This window comes from Streptomonospora salina, from assembly GCF_014204715.1.
GTDB lineage: Bacteria > Actinomycetota > Actinomycetes > Streptosporangiales > Streptosporangiaceae > Streptomonospora > Streptomonospora salina.
This window is the reverse complement of the sequence record NZ_JACHLY010000001.1, coordinates 945,557-962,291: the sequence shown is the minus strand read 5'-3', so window position 1 is coordinate 962,291 and position 16,735 is coordinate 945,557. Positions and strand designations below refer to the sequence as shown.

The 16,735-nt window shown below is 72.0% G+C and carries 10 protein-coding genes; 8 read left to right on the top strand and 2 right to left on the bottom strand.

All coding sequences use genetic code 11. From position 1 onward, the window contains the following. Window positions 1-504 precede the first annotated feature (504 nt). From HNR25_RS04400 to HNR25_RS04390, 3 genes are all read left to right on the top strand, one after another. Complete coding sequence (locus tag HNR25_RS04400) at window positions 505-4,185, top strand: CDP-glycerol glycerophosphotransferase family protein (RefSeq protein WP_184633445.1); 3,681 nt, start codon at window positions 505-507, stop codon at window positions 4,183-4,185. A gap of 84 nt (window positions 4,186-4,269) precedes the next feature. Then, window positions 4,270-4,605, top strand: coding sequence for an antibiotic biosynthesis monooxygenase family protein (locus tag HNR25_RS04395; RefSeq protein WP_184633444.1), 336 nt, complete (start codon window positions 4,270-4,272; stop codon window positions 4,603-4,605). A 176-nt stretch (window positions 4,606-4,781) separates the two neighbouring features. Next, window positions 4,782-6,173, top strand: a complete 1,392-nt coding sequence (locus HNR25_RS04390; RefSeq protein ID WP_184633443.1) for a glycine--tRNA ligase — start codon at window positions 4,782-4,784, stop codon at window positions 6,171-6,173. A 344-nt stretch (window positions 6,174-6,517) separates the two neighbouring features. Here the strand turns inward: HNR25_RS04390 and trhA are convergent, their stop codons facing one another. Next, window positions 6,518-7,225, bottom strand: a complete 708-nt coding sequence (gene trhA / locus HNR25_RS04385; protein ID WP_312862352.1) for a PAQR family membrane homeostasis protein TrhA — start codon at window positions 7,223-7,225, stop codon at window positions 6,518-6,520. 195 nt (window positions 7,226-7,420) lie between these two features. Then, window positions 7,421-8,782: a DUF2252 domain-containing protein gene (locus HNR25_RS04380; protein ID WP_184633441.1), complete on the bottom strand. Its 1,362-nt coding sequence runs from the start codon at window positions 8,780-8,782 to the stop codon at window positions 7,421-7,423. 464 nt (window positions 8,783-9,246) lie between these two features. Here HNR25_RS04380 and ppdK point away from each other — a divergent pair, with 464 nt between their 5' ends. From ppdK to HNR25_RS04355, 5 genes are all read left to right on the top strand, one after another. Continuing rightward, window positions 9,247-11,925 carry a pyruvate, phosphate dikinase gene (gene ppdK / locus HNR25_RS04375; protein WP_184633440.1) on the top strand — a complete coding sequence of 893 codons (2,679 nt, stop codon included), beginning with the start codon at window positions 9,247-9,249 and terminating at the stop codon, window positions 11,923-11,925. A gap of 114 nt (window positions 11,926-12,039) precedes the next feature. Continuing rightward, window positions 12,040-12,975: a YdcF family protein gene (locus HNR25_RS04370; protein WP_312862351.1), complete on the top strand. Its 936-nt coding sequence runs from the start codon at window positions 12,040-12,042 to the stop codon at window positions 12,973-12,975. A gap of 110 nt (window positions 12,976-13,085) precedes the next feature. Next, window positions 13,086-14,411 carry a deoxyguanosinetriphosphate triphosphohydrolase gene (locus HNR25_RS04365; RefSeq protein ID WP_184633439.1) on the top strand — a complete coding sequence of 442 codons (1,326 nt, stop codon included), beginning with the start codon at window positions 13,086-13,088 and terminating at the stop codon, window positions 14,409-14,411. Between the two features lie 211 nt (window positions 14,412-14,622). Then, window positions 14,623-15,417 (top strand): putative protein N(5)-glutamine methyltransferase, encoded by a 795-nt coding sequence (locus HNR25_RS04360; RefSeq protein ID WP_184633438.1) that lies wholly within the window; start codon window positions 14,623-14,625, stop codon window positions 15,415-15,417. A 255-nt stretch (window positions 15,418-15,672) separates the two neighbouring features. Continuing rightward, window positions 15,673-16,713, top strand: coding sequence for a LacI family DNA-binding transcriptional regulator (locus tag HNR25_RS04355; protein WP_184633437.1), 1,041 nt, complete (start codon window positions 15,673-15,675; stop codon window positions 16,711-16,713). Window positions 16,714-16,735 lie beyond the last annotated feature (22 nt).

The following is a 16,735-nucleotide window of genomic DNA, read 5'->3' as shown; positions in this document are numbered from 1 at the left end:
CGCGCAGTTCGCGCTGCGAGCGAGCACCCGCCCGCCGGAGACGCGTCGCGCACAGCCTGCCGCCGCACGGACTCCCCGCGCTCGGCGGACGACCACGAGCGGTGCCGTGTGCCCGGTCGTGCGGCGGCCCGCCCGATGGCGCTATTCTGTTCGCCGGGGCGGAGCCGCCGTCGAGCGGGAAGGCTCCTCGCTCCGCGCCGCGCGCCCGTGTCACGTGCTGCTCTGTGCGTTCACAGCGAAATCCAAGCTGCCGACGATAGACACGGTGGTGCACAGCCAGGGCGGGGGAGACCCTGGAGGCCTGCGGAGAAGGCGGTGGGCGGCCGCAGCGGCTCCGTTCCCGGTCGAGGGGCGGCGGCCGACTCGTGCGGGTTCCTGTGGCAGTGTCGGAGGTTTACCGGTCGCTTACTCGCGGTGACCTAGGTTGTCGTTCCGACGCCACCGCGATCCCCCGCCGTCCGATCTTCGTGCTCCGTAGCAGACACGTCGGGAGATATCTTTTCCGTGCCGAAGTTCAGTGTGATCGTGACTTTCGACGTCACCGAGCCGCATCTGCACGACAGTTTCGATTCTCTGGCGCGCCAGGATCAGCGCCACGACGACGTCGAAGTCGTCCTTGTACCCGTGGCGCCTCGCACCGGCCCCGCCGACGGCGACGCGGAGACCGGCGGCGCTGATCCCGCTTCGGCGGGCGTCGACATCGATCCCGACGATCCCGACGGGGCCGACGGCCAAACCCGGGCCGACGCCGAAGAGTCGCAGGAGTCGCCCGAGGAGGACAGCGACGAGGCGGTCGACACCGTCCGCTCCGAAGGGCTGGCCGCCGCCCGCGAGTTCGCCGCCGACCCGCCCGCCGGGTCGGCGGTGTCGCTGTCGGCGGAGACCGCCGATTCCCACCGCGCGGCCCGGTCGCTGGGCGCCGCCGCGTCCTCGGGGGACTACCTGCTGTTCCTGCGCGGCGGCGACATGCTGAGCAGCTACGCCCTGTCCTACCTGGGCGGCAGCCTCGACGAGTCCGGCTCCGACCTCGCCACCGGCGACATCTACCGGTTCAACGAGCTGGGATCGCGCCCCTCCTCCGCCCACCGCAGCGTCTTCGGCGATACGCGCACCGCGACGGACCCGCACGCGCTGCCGGCTCTGCTCGTCGACCGGTTCCACGGCAACAAGCTGTGGCGGCGGACGTTCTGGGACCGCCTGCCCGCCGGCGGCTTCGCCCCCGCGGGGGCCGACCGCGACACCGACCTGGACGTGGTGCGGGCGTACTTCGCCGCCCGCGGAACGGACGTCCTGGAGGCCCCCGTCCACCTGGCACGCGACCGCGCCGGCGGCGACGACTTCAGCGCAGCCCCCGCTCTGGCCCGGCGGATCGCCGCGCTCGCCGCGCTCTCCGATGCGCTCACCGGCTCCGACCGCGACCTGTGGGACAGCCGCGCGCTGCGCAGCGACCTGCGGTCGATCCTGCTGCGCCTGGACGACGCCGACGACGACGCCCGCGGGCGCTTCCTCGATCTGGCCAACGCCTACCTGGACACGGTCTCGCGCGAGGTCCTGGACGGCCTCGCGCCGCTGCACCGGCTGAACTACTTCCTGGTGCGCAAGCGCCAGGAGGAGCGCCTGCTGGAGACCGTCGTGTTCCAGAAGAGCGTCGAGCTCAAGAAGACGCCGGTCGTCCGCCGCGGCTTGCATTACTACATCCGCTACCCCTTCTTCGAGGACGCCGGCGCGGGTGTTCCCCGCGACGTATACCGCGCCGACAGCGAGCTCAAGGTCCGGCAGAAGACCGAGTCCGTCGAGTGGCGCGACGGGCGGCTGGTGGTCTCCGGCCGGGTGGGGATCGTGCACCTGCGCGCCGCCCGCCGCTGGCAGCAGCAGGTGTTCGCTTTCGCGGTCGACACCGGAACGGGGCGGCGCATCGCCGTGCCCGTCAAGGTGCGCCGCGCAGGCGAGTACCTGCTGCCCGACGTGCCCACCGCCGCCCGGCACGACTACGGCGGCTTCGAGATCACCGTCGACCCGGCCCGGCTGCGCGGCCGCGGGCAGCGGGAGTCCCGCTGGCAGCTGGAGCTGGTGGTGATCAACCGCGGGCTGCTGCGCCGCCGCATCGTGGGCAACCCCGTCAGCGGACCGCCGGAGCGCCCGCCCTACCGAGAGATCGCCGACGACGTGTGGGTGCGCCCGTCCTGGGACAGCGGCGACCGCCTGTCCATCGCGGTCGCGCCGGTGCAGGCCCGGCTGTCCGAGCACCGCCTCAGCCGCTCCGGGCCCGGCCCGGAGCTGGTGCTGGGCGGCGAGTTCGTCGCCCCGCCCGCGGCCGAGACCCGCTACTTGCGGCTGACCCGTTCTCCGGGGACCGCGCGGCTGGAGTACCCCCTCGACGTCGACGGGGCGCGCTTCTTCGCGCGGGTGCCCGTCGGCGACCTGATCGACAACGCGGTCGACGAGGGCACCCGCATGCTGCGCCAGGAGACGTGGGAGACCGAGCTGGCGGCCCCCGACGGCCGAACCGCATCGGTGGTGGTGCCCGACGACGTCGAGTCGGCCGCCTACGCGGCCGTGGACGGCTACCACGAGGTCGCCGTGCAGCGCACCAGTACCGGCTACCTGCGTCTGCGCGGCGGATGGGCCCACCCCGTGGTGCGCGACGTGTCGTGGTCGGGGCGCAATCTGGTGCTGGAGGGCTCCTATTCCGCTCACGCCGGTGCCGAGCTGGTGTTCAAGGCGCTGGGGCGCGACGAGGAGCACTCCGTGTCGCTGACGCGCGACGGCGACTCCTTCCGCGCCGTGTTCGCCCCCGCCGACATCCCCACGCTCTCGGGCACGCTGCCGCTGTCGGCGGGCAGTTACCAGCTGTGGGCGCGGGTGCGCCGCGGCGACTGCCCGGCCACCGACATCGGCGCCGAGGTCGACGCTGATCTGCTGCGCCGCCTGCCGCTGCGCATGGAGACCCCCGAGCGGACCTATGCGTTCGAGGACACCGGCAGCGAGACCCCCGTACTCCGCGTGGGCAGCGATCTGCGTGCCGAGGAGAAGGGAACCTACGCCCAGCAGCGCCTGCGCGACACGGTCTACCCGGTGCTGCGCGAGGAGCCGCTGGAGCCCGGAGTCCTCTTCGACAGCTACACCGGCCGCCAGTTCTCCGACAGCCCGCACAGCATCTACGCCGAACTGCGCTCGCGCGGAGGCTGGGCCGACTCCCCGATGTCGTGGCTGGTCAAGGACGGCCAGGTGACGTTGCCCGACGACCTGGCCCCGGTGCGCTACAGCGGCCGCGACTACTACGAGGCGCTGGCCCGCAGCTCCTACCTGGTGACCAATTCCCGCCAGCCGTCGTGGTTCACCCGCCGCCCCGGCCAGGTCGTCGTGCAGACCTGGCACGGATCGATGCTCAAGCGCATCGGCTTCGACATCGAGAACATCCGCGGCAAGTCCCGCGACTACCACGAGAAGCTGGCCTGGGAGACCCGGCAGTGGGACTACCTGGTCTCGCCGAGTCCGTGGGCCACCCCGATCCTGCGGCGCGCGTTCCGCTTCGAGGGCGAGATCCTGGAGACGGGCTACCCGCGCAACGACATCTTCTTCTCGCCGCGGCGCGACGAGATCGCCGAGCGCACCCGCCGCCGCCTGGGCCTGCCCGAGGGCAAGAAGGTGGTGCTGTACGCACCCACGTGGCGCGACGACAAGTACTACACCCGCGGCAAGCACAAGCTGGATCTGCACCTGGACCTGCAGCGGATGTACGAGAAGCTCGGCGACGACCACGTGCTGCTGGTGCGCCGCCACCCGCGGGTCGTCGACAGCGTGCCGATCGTGGGGCGCGACTTCGTCTACGACGTGTCGCTGTACCCGGAGATCATGGAGCTGTTCCTGATCACCGACGTGCTGATCACCGACTACTCGTCGATGATGTTCGACTTCGCCAACACCGGCCGCCCGATGCTGTTCTTCACCTACGACATCGAGAGCTACCGCGACAACCTGCGCGGCTTCTACTTCGACTTCGAGGAGACGGCGCCCGGGCCGCTGCTGTCGCACTCCGACGACGTCATCGACGCATTGGTGAACGTCGACGAGGTCGGTGCGTCCTACCGTGACGCGTATTCGGCCTTCACCGGGAAGTTCTGCCCGCTGGACGACGGCAGCGCCGCCGCGCGGATCGCGGACCGGGTCTTCGGTGCGGACTGAGCGCCGCGCCGCGCGCCGTGCGGGCCCGCACGGCGCGGCCCGCGCGATCGGTCCCGCGCGCCCGGCGGGTGAGAGGATGGGCCCGTGATCGTGATCACCCGCTACACCGTCGCCTCCGGCGGGGAGGACGCGTTCCTCGCCGACGCCGAGGCCGCCGTCGAGGCGATGTCCCGGCGCCCCGGATTCCGCGGATCGCGCATCGGGCGGGCCGCCGACGATCCGCAGCTGTGGACCGTGGTCACCGAATGGGACGGCCCGGGCGCCTACCGGCGGGCGCTGTCGGACTTCGACGTGCGCATGGCGGCGGTTCCGCTGCTGTCGACGGCCTACAACGAGCCCAGCGCCTTCGAAGTGCTCGCGCGCCGCTCACCCGAGGACGGCGGCGCCGCGCCCGGGGCCGGCGAGCAGCCCGGCGCCTGAAGCCGACTCCCGCAAACCGGGCACAGGGCGGCGAACCCGTCAAGCGCGCCGGTTCCGGTGCGTATCGTCGTGGATGCACGTCCGCTCCGAGTAGTCCCTTAAGCTGGGCACTTACCGTAAGTACATCGCGTTGCGCGATCCGCCGACCGCCAGCCGGATGGAGAATCGAGAAACCAATGGCCGCCAAGTCTGAGGCAATGGACGCCCTCGTCAACCTCGCCAAGCGCCGGGGGCTGGTCTACCCCTCCAGCGAGATCTACGGGGGTCTGCGCGCCTCGTGGGACTACGGCCCGCTGGGCGTGGAGCTGAAGGGCAACGTGAAGCGCCAGTGGTGGCGCGCCCTGGTCCAGGAGCGCGAGGACATCGTCGGCCTGGACTCCAGCGTGATCCTGGCTCGCGACGTGTGGGAGGCGTCGGGCCACGTCAACGCGTTCGTCGACCCGCTGACCGAGTGCCAGTCCTGCCACAAGCGCTTCCGCCCCGACCACCTGATCGAGGCCTACGAAGAGAAGCACGGCCATCCGCCCGAGAACGGCGTGGACGACCTCGCCTGCCCCAACTGCGGTGCGAAGAAGTCCTTCACCGAGCCGCGGATGTTCAACGCGATGCTGCGCACCTACCTCGGTGCGGTCCAGGACGACGAGTCGGGCCTGGCGTTCCTGCGGCCCGAGACCGCCCAGGGCATCTTCATCAACTACCTGAACGTGCAGCAGAGCGCGCGCAAGAAGATCCCCTTCGGCATCGGTCAGATCGGCAAGTCGTTCCGCAACGAGATCACGCCGGGCAACTTCATCTTCCGCACCCGCGAGTTCGAGCAGATGGAGATGGAGTTCTTCGTGCGCCCCGGCGACGACGAGGAATGGCACCAGTACTGGATCGACAGCCGCATGCAGTGGTACGCCGATCTGGGTATCTCCAAGGAGAACCTGCGGCTGCACGAGCACCCGCAGGAGAAGCTCTCGCACTACTCCAAGCGCACGGTCGACATCGAGTACCGGTTCAACTTCGCCGGGACCGAGTGGGGCGAACTGGAGGGCATCGCCAACCGCACCGACTTCGACCTCTCCACCCACGCGCAGGCCTCGGGCGTGGACCTGTCCTACTTCGACCAGGAGACCGACGAGCGCTACGTGCCCTACGTGGTCGAGCCGGCGGCCGGCGTGGACCGGGCGGTGCTGACGTTCATGCTCGACGCCTACAACGTCGACGAGGCGCCCAACGCCAAGGGCAAGATGGAGCGGCGCGCGGTCATGCGGCTGGATCCGCGCCTGTCGCCGGTCAAGGTCGCGGTGCTGCCGCTGTCGCGCAACTCCGACCTTTCGCCCAAGGCCCGCGACCTCGCCGCGGCCCTGCGCAAGCGCTGGAACGTGGAGTTCGACGACGCCGGTGCGATCGGCCGCCGCTACCGCCGCCAGGACGAGATCGGCACGCCGTTCTGCGTGACCGTGGACTTCGACACCCTGGAGGACGGTGCGGTCACCGTTCGGGAGCGCGACACGATGTCGCAGGAGCGCGTCTCGCTGGACCAGGTGGAGATGTACCTGGTGGAGCGACTGCCGGGCTGCTGAGGCGGTCCCGGCTGGAGCGGCGCGCCCCGCTTGCACCGGACACGAAACACGAAAGAGGCGACCGGACCCGGGGGGATTGGTTTCCGGTCGCCTCGTTCGGTATGCCGGACGCACACATCCGGCGGAACCGGTTCTCACGGTATCTGCGCGATCCGTGGACGTCCCGAGGTGCGGGCGGCTCGTCCGCAGGTGTAAGCGAATCGTGACTGGTGATCGTCGGCGGCGCCGCCGGGGCGCCGACAGCCGCGGGGCACCGGTGGAACATGTTCCCTGTGGTGTCGTCCCAGGTGGCGCCGCGTCGCCGGCGGTTCGGGGCGCCGGGCGCCGCAGCCGGCCCGGGAGGGTCAGCCTGCCGTGTAGACGACGAACGAGACCGCGATGTAGTGGCACGCGTAGGCGGCCACGGTCAGCGAGTGGAAGATCTCGTGGAAGCCGAACCAGCGGGGGGCCGGGTCGGGGCGCTTCAGGGCGTAGACGACGGCGCCGGCGCTGTAGAGCAGCCCGCCGATCAGCACCAGGATCCAGGCCGCCGGGTGGGTTCCGCCGATCAGCTGGGGGATGAACAGTACGGCCACCCATCCGATCGCGAGGTACAGGGCGGTCGACAGCCAGCGGGGCGCGTTCACCCAGAAGATCTTGAACAGCACTCCGGCGACGGCGCCCGTCCAGATCAGCGTGAGCATCGCCGTGCGCAGTCCGCCGTCGAGCACCAGCACGACGAACGGCGTGTAGGTCCCGGCGATGATCAGGTAGATGTTCGCGTGGTCCATCCGGCGCAGTACGGCCCGCGGACGGCGGGACCAGCGGCCGACGTGGTAGACGGCCGAGGTCGTGAACAGCAGTACCGCCGATGCGGCGTAGACGGCCGCGGCGGCGCGGGCCGCCGGGGTGGGGGCCAGGCTGATCAGGACGATCCCGGCGGCCAGCGCCAGTGGAGCGGTGCCCAGGTGCAGCCAGCCGCGCAGGCGCGGTTTGACCGCGTCGACGAGGTCGGCGGCGATGCCCCGGGCGCCGTCGTGCTGCCGGTTGCGGGGCTGTGACGGGTGTGTCACCGCGTCCTCGGCTCGTTGTGGGCGCACACCTGTTCCTCCGTCCTCCCGCGGGCCCGCTGCGGCGCGGGCGCGGGGGACTCTGCGCCCCCCGCGCCCGCGCCGCAGCGGAGGCGTTACCACAGCAGATTATAACCTACGGATGCGTAGGTTACTGGCGAGTAATTCTGTGTCGCTCGGCACAGAGGAGCGTCCGGGTCAGCCGCGGGCATACGTGGTGCCGGTGGAGCGGACCCCCGGAACGGCGTTGTTGCGGAACGCGTCGACGAACAGGGCGCGGTCGCTGCGCGCCTGCTCGGCGTAGCGGCGGGCGAAGCGGGTGTTCCAGGCGATGAACTCCTCCTCGTGCCCGTCGAGCGCCTCGATGATCGCGTTCTCGGTCGTGAAAGGCACCAGCGACTGGTCGGAGTCGCGGTCGGAGACGCAGTGGGCCTTGGCCGTGGCCCGGCCGAGATAGGCCGCCACCGCTGCGATCTCGTCGGGTTCGGTCAGGTCGCTCCAGTCCAGGTCGTCGGTGTAAGGCGAGAGTTCGGAGACGACGAAGCCGGTGCCGCCGTAGGTGGTGTGGCCCAGGAGCGGGTCCGCGTGGGCCTGGAGCGCGCGCTGGGAGACGGCGGTGCGGTGGCCGTGGTGGGGGAAGTAGTCGCGGATGCGGTCGTCGGTGACCACGCGGGAGGGCGCCGCCACGTTGCCCTGCTTCATCGACAGTACGATGTCGTTGTCCAGCGCCTCGCTGAAGCCCTCGATGAGGATGTTGAAGGCCGGGAGCCCGGCGCTGCCGATGCCGAAGCCCGACTTGCCCACGACGTCCTTCACCCGGTAAGCGATCGACGCGTAGCGCTTGTCGCCGGGGATCGTGGCCCGGTAGTCCTCGAACGCCGCGCAGACCGCGTCGCGCTCGTCGTCCGACAGCCGCCGTACGCCCTGGCCCTCGCGGAAGCGGCGGTCGTAGTCCTGGATCCGCGTCATGGAGTCCAGCAGGGAGACGCGGCTGTTCATCCGGCTGCGCTGCAGCACCTCGCGGATGCGGCCGTCGGTGGTGTCCAACCGCAGCGAGAACGTCTCGTCGCCGCTGTGCTCGGCGAACCAGCGCACCTGCTCGATATAGGAGCGCACATAGGTGGCCACGAGCGCGTCGATGTCGGCGTCGGAGAACGCCTTGCGCCAGCACACCAGGGCGAGGCTGGCCACGAACCGCTGGACGTCCCAGGTGAAGTGGCCCAGGTAGGCCTCGTCGAAGTCGTTCACGTCGAAGATGAGCGCGCCCTGGGAGTCCATGTAGGTGCCGAAGTTCTCGGCGTGCAGGTCGCCCTGGATCCACACGCGCGACGTGCGCTCGTCGGCCCAGGGGTCCTCGGCGCCGGCGGCGTCGGCGTAGAACAGGCAGGCGCTGCCCCGGTAGAAGGCGAAGGGGTCGGCGGCCATTTTGCGGAACTTGGTGCGGAACGCATCGGGATCGGCCGTCATGAGGTCGGAGAAGGCGTCGACGAGGGTGGCGACGATCCGCTCCTGGCGCTCGGCGCCGGACGCGGCCGCGGAGGGCGTGATCGATTCGGACATGTCGGCATCTTCGCAGGGTCCCGCGGCGTCGTGCAGCCGCTCGCGGCCGGGCGTGTGCGGGCTTTCGCGCGCCGGGCGCGCGCAGCGGGGGAGGCGCTGCGTGTCCGCCGGCCGCCCGGCCCGCGCGGTCGGGCCGCTCGACCGCCGGTCGCCGGTCGCTGCGCATGCGCAGTGGACCAGTAGAAGAGCGGGTCGTCGGAGGCGGTCGTCGTCCCCGAGGCGCCACGGGAATCACCCGCCCCACCTGCACATCAGTGTGCTCCGGCTCACTTCGGAGGGCCGCCGAGGCCGGGGGACCGGTATCCCGTTGCGAGACCATTGGTATAGACCTGTAGAAACGCTTCTGCCTGCGAAAACATCGGTATTAGGGTGGGGTGAGAGGTGGAAACGCGTCAGCTGGATACAGTCGCACGCATTCCAGGACGAGCGGCCGTTTCCGGTCCTTCCGACAGCAGGGAGCCACCGTGCCCAAGTACGTTTACGAGTTCGCCGAGGGCAGCAAGGATCAGAAGGATCTGCTCGGCGGCAAGGGCGCCAACCTGGCCGAGATGACGAATCTGGGCCTGCCCGTGCCCCCGGGGTTCACCATCACCACCGAGGCCTGCCGGTACTTCCTGGCCAACGACGCCATGCCCGACGGCATCGACGCCGAAGTCGACGCCAAGCTCGGCGCCCTGGAGCGCGCGATGGGCAAGCGGCTCGGCCAGCCCGACGACCCGCTTCTGGTCAGCGTCCGATCCGGAGCCAAGTTCTCCATGCCCGGCATGATGGAGACGGTCCTCAACATCGGCCTCAACGACACGTCGGTGCACGGCCTCGCAGCCCAATCCGGCGACGAGCGCTTCGCCTGGGACTCCTACCGGCGCCTGATCCAGATGTTCGGCAAAACCGTGCAGGGCATCGGCGGTGACCTGTTCGACGACGCCTTCGACGAGGTCAAGCGGCAGAAGGGCGTCACCGACGACCTCGATCTGGACGCCTCGGACCACCGCAAGCTCGTCGAGCTGTTCAAGCGGATCGTCGCCGAGCACACCGGGCGCGAGTTCCCCTCCGACCCGCGCGAGCAGATGGACCTGGCCGTGCGCGCCGTGTTCGGGTCGTGGACCGCACCCCGCGCCGTGCTCTACCGCCGCCGCGAACGCATCCCGGTGGACCTCGGCACGGCCGTGAACGTGTGCGCCATGGTGTTCGGGAACATGGGCATGGACTCCGGAACCGGCGTGGCCTTCACCCGCGACCCCGCATCGGGCCGCCAGGGCGTCTACGGCGACTACCTGCAGAACGCCCAGGGCGAGGACGTGGTCGCCGGCATCCGCAACACGGTGCCGCTGGCCGAGATGCAGCGCCTCGACCCCGCCGGATACGACGAGCTCCTGACGATCATGGAGACGCTGGAGAACCACTACCGCGACCTGTGCGACATCGAGTTCACCGTCGAGCGCGGCAAACTGTGGATGCTGCAGACCCGGGTGGGCAAGCGCACCGCCGCCGCGGCCTTCCGCATCGCCGACCAGCTCGTCGACCAGGGCATGATCACCCTCGACGAGGCGGTCTCCCGCGTCACCGGCGACCAGCTCGCCCAGCTGATGTTCCCGCGCTTCGCCGAGGACGCCCAGGGCCACCTCCTGGGCGCGGGAATGAACGCCTCGCCCGGTGCCGCCGTCGGCACGGCCGTCTTCGACTCCGAAACCGCCGTCGCGCGGGCCCGCAGCGGCGAGGACGTCATCCTGTGCCGGCGCGAGACCGACCCCGACGACCTCGAAGGCATGCTCTCGGCCGCCGGGATCCTCACCAACCGCGGCGGTAAGACCTCCCACGCCGCCGTCGTCGCCCGCGGGATGGGCAAGACCTGCGTGTGCGGCGCCGAGGAGCTGGAGATCGACACCAAGAACCGCCGGCTCGCCGCACCGGGCGGCGAGGTCGTCGAGGAGGGCGACGTCGTCTCCATCGACGGCACCAGCGGCCGCGTCTACCTCGGCGAGGTGCCCGTGGTCGCCTCCCCGGTGGTGCGCTACTTCGAAGGCGAGATCGACCCCGCCGCCGACGACACCGACGACCTCGTCCGCGCGGTCGACCGCATCATGCGCCACGCCGACTCCGCGCGGCGCCTGCGGGTGCGCGCCAACGCCGACAACGCCGACGACGCCGGCCGCGCCCGCCGGATGGGCGCCGAAGGCGTCGGGCTGTGCCGCACCGAGCACATGTTCCTCGGCGACCGCCGCCGGCTCGTGGAACGCCTGGTGCTGGCCGAAACCGACACCGAGCAGCAGGAGGCCCTGGACCGGCTGCTGCCGCCGCAGCGCGCCGACTTCCACGAGGCGCTGGCGGCCATGGACGGGCTGCCGATGACCGTGCGGCTGCTCGACCCGCCGCTGCACGAGTTCCTGCCCGACATCACCGAGCTGTCGGTGCGCGTGGCCCTCGCCGAGGAGCGCGGTGAAACCCCGGAGGAGGACCGGCGGCTGCTGAAGGCCGTGAACAAGCTCCACGAGCAGAACCCGATGCTGGGCCTGCGCGGTGTACGCCTGGGCCTGGTCGTACCCGGGCTGTTCACCCTGCAGGTGCGCGCGATCGCCGAGGCGGCCGCGCAGCTGCTCGGCGAGGGCCGCAACCCCCGGCCCGAGATCATGATCCCGCTGGTGGGCACCGTCCAGGAGCTGGAGATCGTCCGCGAGGAGTCCACTCGGGTGCTGCGCGAGGTCGGCGCGGAGTACGGCGTCGAACTGGACTTCCCCGTCGGCACCATGATCGAGCTGCCGCGAGCGGCGCTGACGGCCGGGCAGATCGCCGAGAGCGCCGAGTTCTTCTCGTTCGGTACCAACGACCTCACCCAGACCGTCTGGGGCTTCTCCCGCGACGACGTCGAGGCCTCGTTCTTCTCCGCCTACCTGGAGAAGGGCGTCTTCGGGGTGTCCCCGTTCGAGTCGCTGGACACCGAGGGCGTCGGGCGGCTGATCGACACCGCCGTCGAGGAAGGGCGCGCCACTCGCCCCGACATCAAGCTCGGGGTGTGCGGCGAGCACGGCGGCGACCCCGACTCGGTGCACTTCTTCCACCGCGCCGGGTTGGACTACGTCTCCTGCTCGCCGTTCCGCGTACCGGTGGCCCGGCTGGAAGCCGGCCGCGCCGCCGCGCGCGACTGAACCCGCACACCGGCGCCGGGGGCTGCGCGAAACGGGTGCCGCCCGGCGCCGCGACGCTCGCGGTGTCCGCTATCGTCTGGCGTATCCGACGAGCAGCGAAACCGGGGGTGACAGGTGCCGACTGGGGATGACGACGACGGCGTGCCGAACGCGCCGGCGGCCGGATACGGGTCCGGGACCACCCGGGTGTCCTTCCGGACCGGCTCCGGCTCCGGGGACTCCCCGCAGGACCGCACACAGCCGCTCTCCCGGGAGGACTGCCCGGCGGCCGGCGGACCGGGGGAGCCGGGAGGCGTCGAGGGCGGCGCGCCCGGTGGCGAGGAGCGCACACGGGTCCTGCGGCGCCCCGCGCCGCCGCCCGGGACGGCGGCCGGACCCGGGCGGGGCAGCGGACCGCCCGGGCCTCCCGGATCCGGCGGCGCCCGCCGCCCGCGCCGCTTCCGGCCGCGCCGGATCGTGGCGCTCGTGCTGCTGCTCGTGCTCGCGGCTCCGCCCGCCACGTGGGTGTGGGTGTGGTACACCGCGCGCGCCGACGAGCGCCCCGCCTCCGACGCGATCCTGGTGCTGGGCGCCAGCCAGTACAACGGGCGCCCGTCGCCGATCTTCGAGGAGCGGCTCGCACACGCCGAGGAGCTCTACCGCGAAGGCGTGGCCCCGGCCGTGATCACCGTCGGCGGGAACCAGCCCGGCGACAACTTCACCGAAGGCGGCGCCGGGCGCGACTGGCTGGTGGAGCAGGGCGTGCCCGCCGCCGACGTCGTCGCCGTCGAAGAGGGCGGCGACACGCTGCAGAGCGTCGCGGCCGTCGCCGATGTCTTCGGCCGACGGGACTGGTCCAGCGTGGTCCTCGTCACCGACCCCTGGCACAGTCTGCGCTCACGCGAGATGGCCGAGGACCACGGTATGGAGGCGGCCACCTCGCCGACGCGCTCGGGCCCGGCCGTGATCGAGCGGGAGACCCAGGTGTGGTACATCACCCGGGAGACGGCGTCGCTGTGGCACTATTGGCTCTTCGGCGACAGCAGCGACATCGAGGTCGACGCCGCCTGAGGCCCCGGACCCGGCATCGCCCGCGGCGGTCGGCACGGGCGGCCGCCGCAGCGTACAGGGGATACCACCGGGGCTTCGGCCGGCTGCATTGCGTAGAGTCGGCGGTGACCATGGCTGCCAGCGACGAGACACCACTGCCCGGATACAGCGCCCGCGACCGGCGGCGCTGGGCCCCCGAATCCGCGAAAAGCCGCTCCCGCAGCCCGTTCGAGCGCGACCGGGCCCGGGTGCTGCACAGCTTCGCCCTGCGCCGGCTGGCGGCCAAGACCCAGGTGGTCCAGCCCGGCGCCAGCGACTTCCCGCGCACCCGGCTGACGCACTCCCTGGAATGCGCCCAGATCGGCCGCGAATTGGGCGGGGCGCTGGGATGCGACCCCGACCTGGTCGAGGCCGCGTGCCTGGCCCACGATCTCGGGCACCCGCCCTTCGGCCACAACGGCGAGAAAGCCCTGGACGCCGCTGCGGCGCCCTGCGGCGGATTCGAAGGCAACGCGCAGAGTCTGCGGCTGCTCACCCGCCTTGAGGGCAAGGTCGTCGTCGACGGGGCGCTCGACGGAGGAACCGGCGGCCTCCTCGACGGCGGTGCCGGCGGCGGCGTTCCGCCCCGGGAGCCGCCGGAGAGCGCCGGGCTGAATCTCACCCGCGCGACGCTGGACGCCACCCTGAAGTACCCCTGGCCGCGCGGCGCCGACGGGTCCAAGTTCAACTGCTACCCCGACGACCTGGCCGTCTTCGAGTGGATCCGCGCGGACGCCCCCGACTCCGGCGGCGGTCCGCCGCGGCTGTGCTTCGAAGCCCAGGTGATGGACTGGGCCGACGACGTCGCCTACTCCGTGCACGACCTGGAGGACGCGCTCTACGCCGGTATGATCCGGCTTCCCGCGCTGCACAGCCGGGCCGAGCGCGCCGAGGTGTGCGCGGTCGCCGCCCCGCTCTACACCGACGCCGGCCCGGGCGAGCTGGAGGACGTCTTCGCCGAGCTGATGGCCGAACCGTTCTGGCCCAAGGAGTTCTCCGGCGACCTGGGGTCGCTGGCGGCGCTGAAGAACCTCACCAGCGAGCTGATCGGCCGCTTGTGCCGGTCGGCCGCGGAGGCCACCCGCGCCGCCTGCGGTCCCGGACCCGTCACCCGCTACACCGCCGACCTCGCGGTTCCACGCCGCAATCTCCTCGAATGCGCGCTGCTCAAGGCGCTGACCGCCCACTACGTCATGGGCCGCTCGGAGGCGGCGGCCTACCAGGCCCGCGAGCGCGAGATCGTCACCGGACTCGTCGACACCGTCCGCCGCGGCGCCCCCGCGACCCTCGACGGCCCGTTCCGCGCCTCCTACGAACGCGCGGCCGACGACGCCGCCGCCCTGCGGGTGGTCGTCGACCAGATCGCCTCGCTCACCGACACCTCCGCCCGCGCCTGGCACGACCGGCTCACGGGCTGAAGCCCGGGGACGAAGGTGCAGGCACCCCTCGGGAATCCCGTGGACACCGGCACCACGAGAGCTGCGGCAATGGGGCGCAGCTCGCCCCGCGAGCGAGCCGGCGTGCCGCCGAGCGCACGCCGCGCTTTGCAGCTGGAGCCCCGCCCCCAGGGGCGCGGCTCCGGCTGTAGGGTGCGGTGTGCGCTCCCGTCGACGATCCCCGAAGGCCGTCATGTCGATTCCTTCGTCACATCCCGCCTTCTCCTCCGTCGTCGCCCGGCTGCGCCGGGCCGGCTGCGTCTTCGCCGAGGACGAGGCCGCGATCCTGATCCCCGCCGCACCGACCACCGCCGACCTGGAGTCGAAGATCGGGCGGCGCGTCGCCGGCGAGCCGCTGGAGTACGTCGTGGGGTGGGCCGACTTCTGCGGACGGCGCATGGCCCTCGAACCCGGGGTGTTCGTGCCGCGCCGCCGCACCGAGTTCCTTGTGGGCCGGGCGGTGGAGCTGGCGCCGGAACGGCCGGTGGCGGTGGACCTGTGCTGCGGGTCGGGCGCCCTCGGGGCGGCCTTGGCCGACGCCCGCCCCGGAACCGAGCTGTACGCCGCCGACGTCGACCCGGCGGCCGTGCGGTGCGCCCGGCGCAACCTCGCCGACGCCGGCGGACGGGTCTACGCCGGCGATCTCTACGATCCGCTGCCGAGCGGGCTGCGCGGACGTGTCGACGTGCTGATGGCCAACGTGCCCTACGTGCCCACGGCCGAAATCGCACTGCTGCCCGGCGAGGCGCGCGAACACGAGGCGCGGGCGGCGCTGGACGGGGGCGGCGACGGCCTGGCGGCGCTGCGCCGGGTGAGTGCCGCGGCGCCGGACTGGCTCGCTCCGGGCGGACGGCTGTACTTCGAGGTGAGTGAGCGCCAGGCGTCGGCAGCCGCGGCCGTCGCCGCCGCCGACGGGTTCGACGCGCAGGTGGCCGCCGACGACGACACGGGCGCCACGGTGGTGGTCGCGACCGCGTCCGGCGGCTGAGAACCGCCGCCGGAGCGGTGGGCTGGGGCGGTGGGGCCGCCGCCGACCGGTCCCGCCGGCCTCCGGGACGCCCGCGGCGGACGCTGCGCGCATCCGCGCCGTCACTCCGGGTGCCGTTCGGCGGTGTTGCCGACCTGTTGTGCGCCGGGTCGGGTCCGCCCTCTTGACGGGGGTGAATGTTAGCGCTAACAATGTTGCTCACGTCACCAGAGCGCACACCGCGCGCTCCGCAACGTCGATGCAGCAGGAGTACGCATGTCGGTACCCGTTGGGCGCAGTCCGGTCATGGCCGATGTCGCGCGGCTGGCCGGAGTGTCCCATCAGACCGTCTCGCGCGTGCTCAACGGCCACCCCAACGTCCGCTCCGAGACCCAGACCCGGGTCCAGTCCGCGATCGAGGAACTGGGCTACCGCCGCAACTCCTCGGCGCGGGCGCTGGTCACCCGGCGCACGGGCGTCATCGGGGTGGTCGCCTTCGACACCACCCACTACGGCCCCGCCCAGACCCTGTCGGGCATCGAGCACGCCGCCCGCGCCGACGGCTACTTCCTCAGCGTGGTGACCCTGCAGACGGTCACCCGCGAAGCCGTCAGCGAGGCGATGGACTACCTCGCCCAGCAGTCGGTCGAGGGCTACATCGTCATCGCGCCCAAGCGCGCGGTCGTCGAAGGGCTGGCCGGCCAGCCCGCCGACCGCCCGGTCGTGGCGGTCGAGGGCGGCGAGGCCCCGGACCTGCCCGTGGTCTGCGTCGATCAGGAAGGCGGCGGCTACCTGGCCACGCGCCACCTGCTCGACCTCGGCCACCGCACGGTCCACCACATCGCCGGGCCCGACGACTGGCTGGAGTCCGAGGGGCGCATCGCCGGCTGGCGCCGGGCGCTGGCCGAGGCCGGAGTCGAGGAGCCGGACGCGCTCTACGGCGACTGGCGGCCCCGCTCCGGCTACCGCATCGGCGCGCAGCTGGCCGGCGACCCCGACGTCTCGGCCCTGTTCGTGGCCAACGACCAGATGGCGCTGGGTGCGCTGCGCGCGCTGGGCGAAGCCGGTGTGCGGGTGCCCGACGACGTCAGCGTCGTCGGTTTCGACGACATCCCCGAATCCGAGTTCTTCACCCCGCCGCTGACCACGGTGGCCCAGGACTTCAGCGACGTGGGCCGCCGCGGCATCGAACTGCTCATCGACATGCTGGAGGCCCCCGCCGGAGCCACGTCCCCCCACACGGCACGCAGCGTCGTGCCTGCCCGCCTGGTCGCCCGAGTCAGCACCGCCCCCGCCCCCGACCCCGACCGCGCCTAAGCCGGCCGCCCCCGGCCCGGAG

Bases quoted from the DNA above. Each gene is read 5' to 3' on its own strand.
- HNR25_RS04390 (WP_184633443.1), top strand. From the start codon at position 4,782: ATGGCCGCCAAGTCTGAGGCAATGGACGCCCTCGTCAACCTCGCCAAG.
- HNR25_RS04380 (WP_184633441.1), bottom strand. From the start codon at position 8,782: ATGTCCGAATCGATCACGCCCTCCGCGGCCGCGTCCGGCGCCGAGCGC.
- HNR25_RS04365 (WP_184633439.1), top strand. From the start codon at position 13,086: ATGGCTGCCAGCGACGAGACACCACTGCCCGGATACAGCGCCCGCGAC.
- HNR25_RS04360 (WP_184633438.1), top strand. From the start codon at position 14,623: ATGTCGATTCCTTCGTCACATCCCGCCTTCTCCTCCGTCGTCGCCCGG.
- HNR25_RS04355 (WP_184633437.1), top strand. From the start codon at position 15,673: ATGTCGGTACCCGTTGGGCGCAGTCCGGTCATGGCCGATGTCGCGCGG.